This is a genomic window from Paenibacillus taichungensis (assembly GCF_047302525.1).
GTDB lineage: Bacteria > Bacillota > Bacilli > Paenibacillales > Paenibacillaceae > Paenibacillus > Paenibacillus taichungensis_B.
In genome coordinates this window covers 1-13,041 of record NZ_CP168020.1, presented here as the reverse complement: position 1 = coordinate 13,041, position 13,041 = coordinate 1, and the positions used below count along the sequence as shown (strand labels likewise).

At 52.1% G+C, this 13,041-nt stretch carries 4 protein-coding genes, 17 tRNA genes and 3 rRNA genes; all 24 read right to left on the bottom strand.

Annotation, left to right across the window (positions count from 1 at the left end; all coding sequences use genetic code 11):
* Window positions 1-50: 50 nt before the first annotated feature.
* The 24 genes from ACDJ58_RS00120 to ACDJ58_RS00005 all read right to left on the bottom strand — a co-directional run bounded on the left by ACDJ58_RS00120 (window position 51) and on the right by ACDJ58_RS00005 (window position 12,740).
* Window positions 51-1,526, bottom strand: coding sequence for a CoA-acylating methylmalonate-semialdehyde dehydrogenase (locus tag ACDJ58_RS00120; RefSeq protein WP_413374521.1), 1,476 nt, complete (start codon window positions 1,524-1,526; stop codon window positions 51-53).
* Between the two features lie 73 nt (window positions 1,527-1,599).
* Window positions 1,600-2,610 carry a 5-dehydro-2-deoxygluconokinase gene (iolC, locus tag ACDJ58_RS00115; RefSeq protein WP_413374520.1) on the bottom strand — a complete coding sequence of 337 codons (1,011 nt, stop codon included), beginning with the start codon at window positions 2,608-2,610 and terminating at the stop codon, window positions 1,600-1,602.
* A gap of 111 nt (window positions 2,611-2,721) precedes the next feature.
* Window positions 2,722-3,624: a myo-inosose-2 dehydratase gene (gene iolE, locus ACDJ58_RS00110; RefSeq protein WP_413374519.1), complete on the bottom strand. Its 903-nt coding sequence runs from the start codon at window positions 3,622-3,624 to the stop codon at window positions 2,722-2,724.
* Window positions 3,625-3,738: 114 nt separating this feature from the next.
* Window positions 3,739-5,604, bottom strand: coding sequence for a 3D-(3,5/4)-trihydroxycyclohexane-1,2-dione acylhydrolase (decyclizing) (gene iolD, locus ACDJ58_RS00105; protein ID WP_413374518.1), 1,866 nt, complete (start codon window positions 5,602-5,604; stop codon window positions 3,739-3,741).
* A 318-nt stretch (window positions 5,605-5,922) separates the two neighbouring features.
* Window positions 5,923-5,993 (bottom strand) — tRNA-Gly (locus ACDJ58_RS00100).
* A 9-nt stretch (window positions 5,994-6,002) separates the two neighbouring features.
* Window positions 6,003-6,076: transfer RNA gene (locus ACDJ58_RS00095), tRNA-Pro, on the bottom strand.
* Between the two features lie 7 nt (window positions 6,077-6,083).
* A tRNA-Leu gene (locus ACDJ58_RS00090) sits at window positions 6,084-6,162 on the bottom strand.
* Between the two features lie 14 nt (window positions 6,163-6,176).
* A tRNA-Arg gene (locus ACDJ58_RS00085) sits at window positions 6,177-6,253 on the bottom strand.
* Between the two features lie 7 nt (window positions 6,254-6,260).
* Window positions 6,261-6,335 (bottom strand) — tRNA-Gly (locus tag ACDJ58_RS00080).
* A 10-nt stretch (window positions 6,336-6,345) separates the two neighbouring features.
* Window positions 6,346-6,426 (bottom strand) — tRNA-Leu (locus ACDJ58_RS00075).
* A gap of 6 nt (window positions 6,427-6,432) precedes the next feature.
* Window positions 6,433-6,508, bottom strand: a tRNA-Lys gene (locus ACDJ58_RS00070).
* 7 nt (window positions 6,509-6,515) lie between these two features.
* Window positions 6,516-6,601: transfer RNA gene (locus ACDJ58_RS00065), tRNA-Tyr, on the bottom strand.
* A gap of 9 nt (window positions 6,602-6,610) precedes the next feature.
* Window positions 6,611-6,686 (bottom strand) — tRNA-Thr (locus ACDJ58_RS00060).
* An 18-nt stretch (window positions 6,687-6,704) separates the two neighbouring features.
* Window positions 6,705-6,780: transfer RNA gene (locus tag ACDJ58_RS00055), tRNA-Phe, on the bottom strand.
* 210 nt (window positions 6,781-6,990) lie between these two features.
* A tRNA-Asp gene (locus ACDJ58_RS00050) sits at window positions 6,991-7,068 on the bottom strand.
* A gap of 27 nt (window positions 7,069-7,095) precedes the next feature.
* Window positions 7,096-7,169: transfer RNA gene (locus ACDJ58_RS00045), tRNA-Met, on the bottom strand.
* Window positions 7,170-7,189: 20 nt separating this feature from the next.
* Window positions 7,190-7,265, bottom strand: a tRNA-Val gene (locus ACDJ58_RS00040).
* 124 nt (window positions 7,266-7,389) lie between these two features.
* A tRNA-Glu gene (locus ACDJ58_RS00035) sits at window positions 7,390-7,461 on the bottom strand.
* Window positions 7,462-7,465: 4 nt separating this feature from the next.
* Window positions 7,466-7,541: transfer RNA gene (locus tag ACDJ58_RS00030), tRNA-Asn, on the bottom strand.
* Between the two features lies 1 nt (window position 7,542).
* A tRNA-Ala gene (locus tag ACDJ58_RS00025) sits at window positions 7,543-7,618 on the bottom strand.
* 28 nt (window positions 7,619-7,646) lie between these two features.
* Window positions 7,647-7,720: transfer RNA gene (locus tag ACDJ58_RS00020), tRNA-Ile, on the bottom strand.
* Between the two features lie 38 nt (window positions 7,721-7,758).
* A 5S ribosomal RNA gene (rrf, locus tag ACDJ58_RS00015) occupies window positions 7,759-7,875 on the bottom strand.
* A gap of 81 nt (window positions 7,876-7,956) precedes the next feature.
* Window positions 7,957-10,883, bottom strand: a 23S ribosomal RNA gene (locus ACDJ58_RS00010).
* 305 nt (window positions 10,884-11,188) lie between these two features.
* Window positions 11,189-12,740: ribosomal RNA gene (locus tag ACDJ58_RS00005) — 16S ribosomal RNA — on the bottom strand.
* The 16S, 23S and 5S rRNA genes sit together here with 17 tRNA genes alongside, the layout of an rRNA operon.
* Window positions 12,741-13,041 lie beyond the last annotated feature (301 nt).

Here is a 13,041-nt window from a genome sequence, read left to right as displayed (position 1 = left end):
GTGTCCATGTGGACTCAACGTTCTTCCATTGGCTGGTATGCCCTGAGTGACTACCAGCGGGCAGTAACCATCTTTTTGCGAGTATAAAATTCAACGCCGTCTGTACCGTTGGCATGCAAATCACCGTAGAACGATTTCTTCCAGCCGGAAAAAGGGAAAAATGCCATTGGCGCAGGTACGCCCAAGTTAATGCCCAGCATGCCTGCATCAATCGTTTCACGGAATTGGCGCATGCTTGCTCCACTGCGGGTGAACAGGCAAGCTCCGTTAGCAAAGTCGGAACGGTTGGCCAATTCCACTGCTTCCTCCAGCGTAGCCACCCTCGCTACCGAGAGCACCGGTGCAAAAATCTCGTCCTTCCAGATCTTCATGGTGCTCTGCACCTCATCAAATACCGTCGGACCAACGAAATAACCGGACTTGCCTGTCGCTTCATCTTTGCGACCATCCCGGATCAGAGCAGCGCCTTCCTGTTCTCCGGATTCAATGTAGCTAAGTGTACGTTCCTTATGCGGACCACGAATGACAGGACCCAGGAATACCCCTTCATCCATGCCGTTACCAATCGTGATGCGATCTGCCGCTTCCACCAGCTTTTGTACCAGCGTGTCAGCAACATCGCCCACGGCGACAACAACTGAGCAGGACATACAGCGTTCTCCGGCTGAGCCGAAAGCCGCACTGGTGATTTCTTTCACCGTCAGGTCGAGATCGGCGTCCGGCATGACGATCGAGTGATTTTTGGCACCAGCAAGCGCCTGTACCCGTTTGCCATGTGCGGATGCGGTAGTGTAAACATATTCAGCCACAGGCTGTGATCCGACAAAAGAGATCGCTTGAACATCCTTGTGTTCAAGCAGTCCGTTCACGACATCATGAGCACCGTGAACGATATTGAGCACGCCGTCCGGAAGCCCTGCTTCCTTGAACAGCTCAGCCAGACGACCTGCCAGCAGCGGTGTGCGCTCGGACGGCTTCAGGACAAAGGTGTTGCCGCACGCAATCGCCAGCGGGAACATCCAGCACGGTACCATCATCGGAAAATTGAAGGGGGTTATTCCCCCTATGACACCGATCGGGTACCGGTACATGCCCGACTCCAGCCCGGTGGCAATGTCGGGCAGCTGTTTGCCCATCATCAGGTTCGGGGCGCCTGCCGCGAATTCGACGCATTCAATGCCACGCTGCACTTCGCCGTAGGCTTCCGCGTAGCTTTTACCGTTCTCCAGCGTAACCAGCCGCGCGAGTTCTTCCCAGTGCTCAACCAGTAGCTGCTGGTAGCGGAACAGAATCCGTGCACGGCGGGGAACCGGTGTGCCACTCCATGACGGGAACGCCTCCCGTGCCGTCTGGACGGCCAAATCCACATCCGCCTGTTCAGATAGCGGTACGTGTGCAATGACCTCTTCCGTAGCCGGATTTACAACCTGCTCCGTACGGGTTGCCGCCGGGGTCACCCAGGCACCCCCGATCCAGTTTTGAACCATTGTCGCTGTTACTGACGCTTCCGAAATCCCTTTTCCCATAGCCCTGTCTCCCTTCGCTTATATGTGCTTTGCGTCAAATCACTCACATGTACTCCAAGTACTTCAACACGTTTCAAGACACCGTAATTTCGCCCCGATTGCAGCGTTCGATATAGTCATTCACTTGTTCCACCGTTGGCATCGCATCCGAGCAGCTGTGGCTGGAGATAACGATGCTTGCTGCCGCACTGCCAAACGCCATGCTGCGTTTAATCGTCCACCCCTGCATCAACCCATACAGGAATCCCGCCGCATAGGAATCACCTGCCCCAAACGTCTTCACCACACGCGCAGGGTAGCTGTCCGCTTGATGAGATAGCCCTTCACCTGTATAAGCAATGGAGCCTTCCTTGCCATGTTTGATGACGACAATTTTAGCTGAAAAGTCGAACCATTTTTGCGCGGTCACCTGATCGTTATGGTCTTGATTATGGTCAAATGTCTCCATCATATCGAACTCTTCACGTGTGCCCAGGATGATATCGCATTTCTCGGCTGCGAGGTTATAATAGACCGCCGTCTCTTCCGCTGATGTCCATGTGTAAGGACGATAGTCCAGATCAAACACAATGATTGTGCCATGCTTTTTCGCATACGCCAGCGCCTGGAATACCGCTTCACGCGACGGGCTCTGGGCGAGGGCTGTGCCTGAGATCAGCAGCACTTTGGATTCGGCAATCAGCTGTTCCTTCACTTCTCTCGACTGCAATAACAGATCAGCCACATGGTCACGATACATTAGAATACTGCAATCGGTTGGACTTTTGATCTCGGTAAAAGCAAGTCCTGTCACCGCTCCGGTATCGTCCGTTACCACATTTGACGTATCGATCCCGTTCCGCTCCAGATAACTGTTGATGAACCTGCCCATCTGGTCATTCGCGATTTTGCCGATAAATGCCGTTTCCATACCGAGCCTGGACATGCCAATCGTGATATTAGCCGGAGATCCGCCCACATATTTCGTAAAGGTCATCGTCTCTTCCATCGGGCGATTGATCTCATTGGCATTCAAGTCGATGCACAGACGGCCAATCGCGGTGAAATCCATCTTCCTAGAATCAGGAAAGGATACGTAAGTCATTGTATTTGAACCCCTTTCTGTGATGGGATTTTGAATGATACATTCATCAAACTCACACTCATAATCTGGTTTACCTCATGGTATGGCTCTCTCCCGATTGCCATGACTTTATCAGCTGTGCTGGTATAAGGACTCCATATATTGCAACGATCGCCGCGCATACTCATACGGATTATGAATCGCAGGGTCCTGTTCCCCTTCAAGCATCGCCCAGCCATCATACCCCCGTGTGACTAACTCCTGCAGAATCGGTGCAAAATCAATACATCCATCTCCGGGAACCGTAAAAACCCCTTTACGAATACAGCCCACAAAATCAGACTGTTCCGCCCGTGCTTCTTCCAGCACTTGAGGACGGATATCCTTCAGATGAATATAGGCAATCCGGTCATAATGCTTGCGTAGGAGAGCTAACGGGTCGGCTCCGCCGTAGTAAGCATGACCTGTGTCATAGAGCAAATAAACAAGAGATGGGTCAGTCAGTTCCATCAATTTATCGATCTCATCCGGCTGCTCAACAACGGTGCCGCCATGATGATGGTACGTCAGCTTCAACCCGTGCTCACGGGCGATGGCACCTGCTTCGTTCAGCCCCTTAGCAAGGATGTGCCATTCCGATTCACTGAGTCTCAGCACTTCTTTTTCATGTGGTGTCCGCCTTGGATCGAAATGCAGGGAGCCACCTACTTCCGCCGTGCTAATCACCTTGCTGCCCATTGATTGCAGAAACTCCGCGTGTCTGCAATAGCTGTCTAGCTCAGACTGACGATATGCCGGGTCGGAGAACAATACCGATTTCCACTGGGAAACGAGGCGTATGTTGCGTTTGCCTAATTCCTCTCTCAATGTGTCTGGATCCGTGGGATATTTGCGTCCCATCTCCGTACCTGTCAGGCCAAGTCGCTGAATGTCATCCAGAATCTGTTCACACGTTGTTGCATCACCATGCTCCCTTACATCCTCTCCGACCCAGTTGATCGGATGAATCCCGAGCTGAAATGGCAGCTTGTTCATAGCTCCACGTCTCCTTTTATGGTTCAACATTTTTGCATCATTCGATTTAACGCGCGCATTGCCATCTATATCATGCTGATTGAAAGTCACTCTTTGGATTGATGATATGCTCAATTAAATGAGTCTAGCTTTGGCACGGTTTGCCTGCATCGCGTGATGAGCCGTTACCACCTTTTCCTCGTTGGATACTTCTGGAACGCCTACATTCCACCAGGACTCATATCCGCCTGCATTGGTTCCGGGCACGACTGGAATTTCGATTAGTGTAGTCACGGTCTCATTCCGTGCATCTCTGATCGCCTGCTCCAATTGTTCTGTCGTCTCTGCCTTATAGGCTTTGGCTCCAAGGCTGCGGGCATGGGCTGCAAAATCCATAGGCATGTAATTCCCGGTCAGTCGTCCGCTCTCCGATTCCCGATAACGGAACTCGTTGCCGAAACCGTCACTTCCGTGCTCCCGTTGCAAATTATGAATACACTGAAATCCGTTGTTGTTGAATAGTAAAATGGTCATCTTCTTCTGTTCCTGCAAGCTCGTCACCAGTTCAGAATGCAGCATTAGGTAACTACCGTCACCCACCATGGCATACACTTCACGATCCGGTTCGGCAAGAGCTGCCCCGAATGCCCCGCTCACCTCATAGCCCATACAGGAGAAGCCGTACTCCATGTGGTATGTTTTCGGTGCAGACGCGCGCCACAGACGGTGCAAGTCTCCAGGCAAACTTCCCGCCGCGCACACAATGACGGAAGAAGGGTCAATGCTCCGATTAATAATACCGACCGCGGTCGTCTGTGCCAGTCCTGCCTCATGTTGCAGTCCATAGAGTCGATTCACCTCAGCGTTCCATTCATCCCGCAGATCGGCGATCTCGGATGTTCCGTATCCACTGTGGTACTGCCGTCCCTGTAAAGCCGTTTGCAAAGCTTGCAGACCTTCCCGTGCATCAGCCAAAATCGCTTCCCCACCCAATTTGGCGGCATCCATGCCGTTCAGGTTTATATTGATGAAAGTCGCTTCGGGATGCTGAAAAGCAGACCGGGACGCCGTCGTAAAATCCGAGAACCGGGTGCCGACGCCGATTACCACATCTGCTTCCCTGGCAAGCCTGTTGGCAGCCAGCGAGCCGGTAACACCGATGGCTCCCACATTAAGTGGGTGATCCCACGCCAAGGCACTCTTGCCAGCCTGCGTCTCGGCAACCGGAATGCCAAATGCCTCGGCGAATTCAGCCAGCTGTGTGGATGCCTCGGCATACAACACGCCGCCGCCTGCTACGATCAGCGGCTTCCTGCCACGGGCAATCTGCTGCGTTGCCCGTTCAATTGCCGCCTGGACCGGGGGACGACGGTCCAGGTAATGCACCTTGCGGGCGAAGAACGATTCAGGGTAATCGTACGCCTCTGCCTGCACATCCTGCGGCAGCGCCAGCGTTACCGCGCCCGTCTCCGCCGGGTCTATCAGCACGCGCATCGCCTGCGTGGCAGCAATCATCAGCTGTTCGGGACGTACGATGCGATCCCAGTATTTACTGACCGCTTTGAACGGATCAGTGGCTGAAATGGTATAATCGCCGCTTACCTCCAGTTGTTGCAGCACGGGATCGGGCTCACGTGTGGCAAAGTTATCACCCGGAAGCAGTAAAACAGGAATCCGATTGACCGTCGCGGTTGCCGCTGCGGTAATCATGTTCAGTGCACCTGGTCCGATGGATGTCGTGCAGGCATAAATCTGTCTACGGTTCTTCTGCTTGGCATAGGCCGCTGCCGTATGTACCATGCCTTGTTCATTTTTACCCTGCATATACGTTAGACTTCCAGAACTACGCTCCAGTGCCTCTCCAATACCAGTTACGTTGCCGTGACCAAAAATGCCGATAACACCTTTCACAAACTTGGTTTCCACCCCATCAACGGAAATATATTGCTGATCCAGATATCGGAGCAGTGCCTGAGCCATCGTCAGTCTAATGGTTGTCATGGAATGATCATCTCCCTTCCCTTTACGGGTTAAGCGCTTAATCTACGTTAAGTTTAAGCGCCTTACCCCTAAAGGTTAAGCGCTTAATTGATATAGTATTACAGGCTGAAGGATTAGGCAAGATATTTTTGTAAGCGTTTTACAAAATGGCAAATAAACATAGCTTTATCACTGTGGTATTGTGTATTATCCCACCGTTGATAAAGCTATGATCCTATAAGTTACTAACATTGGAGTGAGTGTCCGGATGCCGATGGAAACGTTAAAAAATACAAAAAAAGAGATGGCAGAAACCATCTCTTTTTTTTATTTCTATAAAGCGGGTGATGGGAATCGAACCCACGCTATTAGCTTGGAAGGCTAAAGTTCTACCATTGAACTACACCCGCATGTAAAAATCGGGATGACACGATTTGAACATGCGACCCCCTGGTCCCAAACCAGGTGCTCTACCAAGCTGAGCTACATCCCGTTATCTATACCGGCGAGAGGACTCGAACCTCCACGGTTTCCCACTCGATTTTGAGTCGAGCGCGTCTGCCATTCCGCCACGCCGGCATATGAAGTTATAATGGCGCGCCCTGAGAGATTCGAACTCCCGGCCTTTTGATTCGTAGTCAAACGCTCTATCCAGCTGAGCTAAGGGCGCAAAATATTGGAGCGGACGACGGGAATCGAACCCGCGACCCTCGCCTTGGCAAGGCGATGCTCTACCGCTGAGCCACGTCCGCTTATAAAGGATGCGCGTGGAGGGACTTGAACCCCCACGTCAAAGACGCTAGATCCTAAGTCTAGTGCGTCTGCCAATTCCGCCACACGCGCATATAATGGTGAGTCATGAAGGGCTCGAACCTTCGACACCCTGATTAAAAGTCAGGTGCTCTACCAACTGAGCTAATGACTCAAAAAACTGGTGGAGGATGATGGATTCGAACCACCGAACCCGTACGGGAGCAGATTTACAGTCTGATGCGTTTGGCCGCTTCGCTAATCCTCCAGGATTACATGGTGCCGGCGAGAGGACTTGAACCCCCAACCTACTGATTACAAGTCAGTTGCTCTACCAGTTGAGCTACACCGGCATATTAAGTTGTGATAAATGGTGGCTCGGGACGGAATCGAACCGCCGACACGAGGATTTTCAGTCCTCTGCTCTACCGACTGAGCTACCGAGCCACAATAAAGTTTAATCTTGATACGTTGCACTTTATCTAAGGCGTTCGGTGCCATATAGCAGATTAAGTGAACAACTTCCTCATGTAAAGATTAAAATGGCGGAACCGACGGGATACTCTCACTTCGTTCGAGACTGCGAAGCTGATGCTCTCGAAGTGAATGCTCCGACGAACCCAAAAACGGATTCTCATCCCTGAAGCAAAATCAAGATGGCGGAACCGACGGGATTCGAACCCGCGATCTCCTGCGTGACAGGCAGGCATGTTAGGCCAACTACACCACGGTTCCAGATCACTTTCTTGAAAGAAAGTATAATTGCGGGGGCAGGATTTGAACCTGCGGCCTTCGGGTTATGAGCCCGACGAGCTACCGGGCTGCTCCACCCCGCGTCGTTATTCAGAAAATGATATGGTGGAGGCTGAGGGGTTCGAACCCCCGACCCTCTGCTTGTAAGGCAGATGCTCTCCCAGCTGAGCTAAGCCTCCATATATATGACCCGTAGGGGATACTCTCACTTCGTTCGAGACTGCGAAGCCATTGCTAACGAAGTTTATCCTCCGACGAACCTTTGGGATTCTCATCCCTTTTTTAAGCTAATAAATATAGCTATGACCCGTAGGGGATTCGAACCCCTGTTACCTCCGTGAAAGGGAGGTGTCTTAACCCCTTGACCAACGGGCCTTAATGGCTCCCCGAACAGGACTCGAACCTGTGACAACTCGATTAACAGTCGAGTGCTCTACCAACTGAGCTATCAGGGAATGGTGGAGCCAAGCGGGATCGAACCGCTGACCTCCTGCTTGCAAGGCAGGCGCTCTCCCAGCTGAGCTATGGCCCCATACACTTTAGTATATCTGGTATTACTATGGGCCCTGGTGGACTCGAACCACCGGCCTCACCCTTATCAGAGGTGCGCTCTAACCAACTGAGCTAAGGGCCCCTATGAAAAATCGAAAAAAAATACCCCAAAGGGGTTTCGCTTGGCGGCGTCCTACTCTCCCAGGACCCTGCGGTCCAAGTACCATCGGCGCTAGAGGGCTTAACGGTCGTGTTCGGGATGGGTACGTGTGGAACCCCTCCGCCATCGCCACCAAACGCATAGCTTAGCTTACATTCAGAGTTTATTCTCTGAAAACTAGATCCGAAACGAAATTTGCGATTTACAACTTGCATATCTTGGATAAGCCCTCGACCGATTAGTACTGGTCAGCTCCATGCATTGCTGCACTTCCACCCCCAGCCTATCTACCTCGTCGTCTTCAAGGGGTCTTACATACTGGGAAATCTCATCTTGAGGGGGGCTTCACGCTTAGATGCTTTCAGCGCTTATCCCTTCCGTACATAGCTACCCAGCGGTGCTCCTGGCGGAACAACTGGTACACCAGCGGTACGTCCATCCCGGTCCTCTCGTACTAAGGACAGCTCCTCTCAAATTTCCTACGCCCACGACAGATAGGGACCGAACTGTCTCACGACGTTCTGAACCCAGCTCGCGTACCGCTTTAATGGGCGAACAGCCCAACCCTTGGGACCTACTTCAGCCCCAGGATGCGATGAGCCGACATCGAGGTGCCAAACCTCCCCGTCGATGTGGACTCTTGGGGGAGATAAGCCTGTTATCCCCAGGGTAGCTTTTATCCGTTGAGCGATGGCCCTTCCATGCGGTACCACCGGATCACTAAGCCCGACTTTCGTCCCTGCTCGACTTGTAGGTCTCGCAGTCAAGCTCCCTTATGCCTTTGCACTCTTCGAATGATTTCCAACCATTCTGAGGGAACCTTTGGGCGCCTCCGTTACTCTTTAGGAGGCGACCGCCCCAGTCAAACTGCCCACCTGACACTGTCCCCGCACCGGATTACGGTACCAGGTTAGAACCTAGATACGATCAGGGTGGTATCCCAACGGTGCCTCCACGCAAGCTGGCGCTCACGTTTCAAAGGCTCCCACCTATCCTGTACAGATCGTACCCAAATTCAATATCAAGCTGCAGTAAAGCTCCATGGGGTCTTTCCGTCTTGTCGCGGGTAACCTGCATCTTCACAGGTATTAAAATTTCACCGGATCTCTCGTTGAGACAGCGCCCAAGTCGTTACGCCATTCGTGCGGGTCAGAATTTACCTGACAAGGAATTTCGCTACCTTAGGACCGTTATAGTTACGGCCGCCGTTTACTGGGGCTTCGGTTCACAGCTTCGGATTGCTCCTAACCGCTCCCCTTAACCTTCCAGCACCGGGCAGGCGTCAGCCCGTATACTTCGCCTTACGGCTTCGCACAGACCTGTGTTTTTGCTAAACAGTCGCTTGGGCCTTTTCACTGCGGCCCCCTCGTGCTATTCACACTACCGGGGCACCCCTTCTCCCGAAGTTACGGGGTCATTTTGCCGAGTTCCTTAACGAGAGTTCTTCCGCGCGCCTTAGAATTCTCTTCTCGCCTACCTGTGTCGGTTTGCGGTACGGGCACCATCACCTGGCTAGAGGCTTTTCTTGGCAGTGTGAGATCATGACCTTCGCTACTATAATTTTCGCTCCCCATCACAGCCCAGCCTTAATGATGTGCGGATTTGCCTACACATCAGCCTCACTGCTTAGACGGACATCCATCAGTCCGCGTCACTACCCTGCTGCGTCCCCCCATTGCTCATAACGGCTTACGGTGGTACAGGAATTTCGACCTGTTGTCCTTCGACTACGCCTTTCGGCCTCGCCTTAGGTCCCGACTTACCCTGAGCGGACGAGCCTTCCTCAGGAACCCTTAGGCTTTCGGCGGATCAGATTCTCACTGATCTTTTCGTTACTCATACCGGCATTCTCACTTGTATAATGTCCAGCGCTCCTTACGGTACACCTTCAACCCTTATACAACGCTCCCCTACCCCTGATGCAAAGCATCAAGCCATAGCTTCGGTGGTGTGTTTAGCCCCGTTACATTTTCGGCGCAGAGTCACTCGACCAGTGAGCTATTACGCACTCTTTCAATGGTGGCTGCTTCTAAGCCAACATCCTGGTTGTCTGTGCAACTCCACATCCTTTCCCACTTAACACACACTTGGGGACCTTAGCTGATGGTCTGGGCTGTTTCCCTTTTGACAATGGATCTTAGCACTCACTGTCTGACTCCCGGAAGTAAGTCTATGGCATTCGGAGTTTGACTGAGCTTGGTAACCCTTGCGGGCCCCGCACCCAATCAGTGCTCTACCTCCACGACTCTGTTTTCCGAGGCTAGCCCTAAAGCTATTTCGGGGAGAACCAGCTATCTCCGAGTTCGATTGGAATTTCTCCGCTACCCCCACCTCATCCCCGCATTTTTCAACATGCGTGGGTTCGGGCCTCCAGTGCGTGTTACCGCACCTTCACCCTGGACAGGGGTAGATCACCCGGTTTCGGGTCTACGTCCACGTACTAAGTCGCCCTATTCAGACTCGCTTTCGCTGCGGCTCCGGCTCTTCACCTTAACCTTGCACGGGAACGTAACTCGCCGGTTCATTCTACAAAAGGCACGCCATCACCCCTAAAACGGGCTCTGACTTTTTGTAAGCACACGGTTTCAGGTTCTATTTCACTCCCCTTCCGGGGTGCTTTTCACCTTTCCCTCACGGTACTGCTTCACTATCGGTCGCTAGGAAGTATTTAGCCTTGGCAGATGGTCCTGCCGGATTCATACGGGGTTTCACGTGCCCCGCACTACTCGGGATACATCTCGGAGAGAACCAACTTTCAAGTACAGGGCTTTTACCTTCTTTGGCGGGCCTTTCCAGACCTCTTCGCTTAACCGGTTCCTTTGTAACTCCATGTGAGATGTCCCACAACCCCAAAGAGCAAGCTCTCTGGTTTGGGCTTCTCCGCGTTCGCTCGCCGCTACTGACGGAATCACTATTGTTTTCTCTTCCTCAAGGTACTTAGATGTTTCAGTTCCCCTGGTATGCCTCTACATAACCTATGTATTCAGTTATGAGTAACTGGAAATTACCCCAGCTGGGTTTCCCCATTCGGACACCCCCGGATCAAAGCTTGCTTACAGCTCCCCGAGGCAGTTTCGTTGTTCGCCACGTCCTTCATCGGCTCCTAGCGCCTAGGCATCCTCCGTGTGCTCTTAGTAGCTTAACCATATCGCTCGTGTTCGAGCTGTCTCTTCCCTTGTTTTGCTTGCGCAAAGCCAAAAGTCGTTCCATTTCGATCACTCGCTCATGCAATCTACCGTTTTTATTGAAACTTGTTTAACACAAGTTCAGCTTAAAAAGGAATGTTCTAAATCGCAAAATTTCGTTTCGATATCTAGTTTTCAAAGAACAAGCTCCATGCAAAAGCAAGCTGTTTGAGAGTTTGAGCTCTCAAAACTGAGCAACGAGTGAGTAGTTTTGCAGCTAAGCTGCGTATTTGAATGTTTCCACTCGGGAAACGATTCTCCATAGAAAGGAGGTGATCCAGCCGCACCTTCCGATACGGCTACCTTGTTACGACTTCACCCCAATCATCTATCCCACCTTCGGCGGCTGGCTCCTTGCGGTTACCCCACCGACTTCGGGTGTTATAAACTCTCGTGGTGTGACGGGCGGTGTGTACAAGACCCGGGAACGTATTCACCGCGGCATGCTGATCCGCGATTACTAGCAATTCCGACTTCATGCAGGCGAGTTGCAGCCTGCAATCCGAACTGAGACCGGCTTTTTAGGATTCGTTCCACCTCGCGGCTTCACAGCCCGTTGTACCGGCCATTGTAGTACGTGTGTAGCCCAGGTCATAAGGGGCATGATGATTTGACGTCATCCCCACCTTCCTCCGGTTTGTCACCGGCAGTCACCTTAGAGTGCCCACCCGAAGTGCTGGCAACTAAGATCAAGGGTTGCGCTCGTTGCGGGACTTAACCCAACATCTCACGACACGAGCTGACGACAACCATGCACCACCTGTCTCCTCTGTCCCGAAGGAAAGATACATCTCTGTACCGATCAGAGGGATGTCAAGACCTGGTAAGGTTCTTCGCGTTGCTTCGAATTAAACCACATACTCCACTGCTTGTGCGGGTCCCCGTCAATTCCTTTGAGTTTCAGTCTTGCGACCGTACTCCCCAGGCGGAGTGCTTAATGTGTTAACTTCGGCACCAAGGGTATCGAAACCCCTAACACCTAGCACTCATCGTTTACGGCGTGGACTACCAGGGTATCTAATCCTGTTTGCTCCCCACGCTTTCGCGCCTCAGCGTCAGTTACAGCCCAGAGAGTCGCCTTCGCCACTGGTGTTCCTCCACATATCTACGCATTTCACCGCTACACGTGGAATTCCACTCTCCTCTTCTGCACTCAAGTCACCCAGTTTCCAGTGCGATCCGGGGTTGAGCCCCGGGATTAAACACCAGACTTAAATGACCGCCTGCGCGCGCTTTACGCCCAATAATTCCGGACAACGCTTGCCCCCTACGTATTACCGCGGCTGCTGGCACGTAGTTAGCCGGGGCTTTCTTCTCAGGTACCGTCACCTTGAGAGCAGTTACTCTCCCAAGCGTTCTTCCCTGGCAACAGAGCTTTACGATCCGAAAACCTTCATCACTCACGCGGCATTGCTCCGTCAGGCTTTCGCCCATTGCGGAAGATTCCCTACTGCTGCCTCCCGTAGGAGTCTGGGCCGTGTCTCAGTCCCAGTGTGGCCGATCACCCTCTCAGGTCGGCTACGCATCGTCGCCTTGGTGAGCCGTTACCCCACCAACTAGCTAATGCGCCGCAGGCCCATCCCCAAGTGACAGATTGCTCCGTCTTTCCAGTTCTCTTCAGGTGAAGAAAACAACTATTCGGTATTAGCTACCGTTTCCGGTAGTTGTCCCAAACTTGAGGGCAGGTTGCCTACGTGTTACTCACCCGTCCGCCGCTAACTATCAGAGAAGCAAGCTTCTCTGATAGTCCGCTCGACTTGCATGTATTAGGCATGCCGCCAGCGTTCGTCCTGAGCCAGGATCAAACTCTCCAATAAAGTATTGAAAAGAGCGATATGCTCATTTTGAAACTGACGAGATTAAAAATCTCATTTATGCTCCAGTCAATTCAAGCCAAGGCTTGTCTCGAACTTTCGCGTTCATTCTGCAAGCAGAATGTTTACTCACTCGTTGTTCAGTTTTCAAAGATCAAACTTGTTTCATTGCCTGTGTTGTTCACCTCAGCAACTTTTATATCTTATCACATCCGAACCAACTTTGCAAGCTCTTTTTTCAAGTTTCTTTCGAAGCTTATCTCATTCGCTTGCCGCACCGTGTTTCTCGTGTTTTCTTGGCCGG

Bases quoted from the DNA above. Each gene is read 5' to 3' on its own strand.
- iolD (WP_413374518.1), bottom strand. From the start codon at position 5,604: ATGACAACCATTAGACTGACGATGGCTCAGGCACTGCTCCGATATCTG.
- ACDJ58_RS00120 (WP_413374521.1), bottom strand. From the start codon at position 1,526: ATGGGAAAAGGGATTTCGGAAGCGTCAGTAACAGCGACAATGGTTCAA.
- iolC (WP_413374520.1), bottom strand. From the start codon at position 2,610: ATGACTTACGTATCCTTTCCTGATTCTAGGAAGATGGATTTCACCGCG.
- iolE (WP_413374519.1), bottom strand. From the start codon at position 3,624: ATGAACAAGCTGCCATTTCAGCTCGGGATTCATCCGATCAACTGGGTC.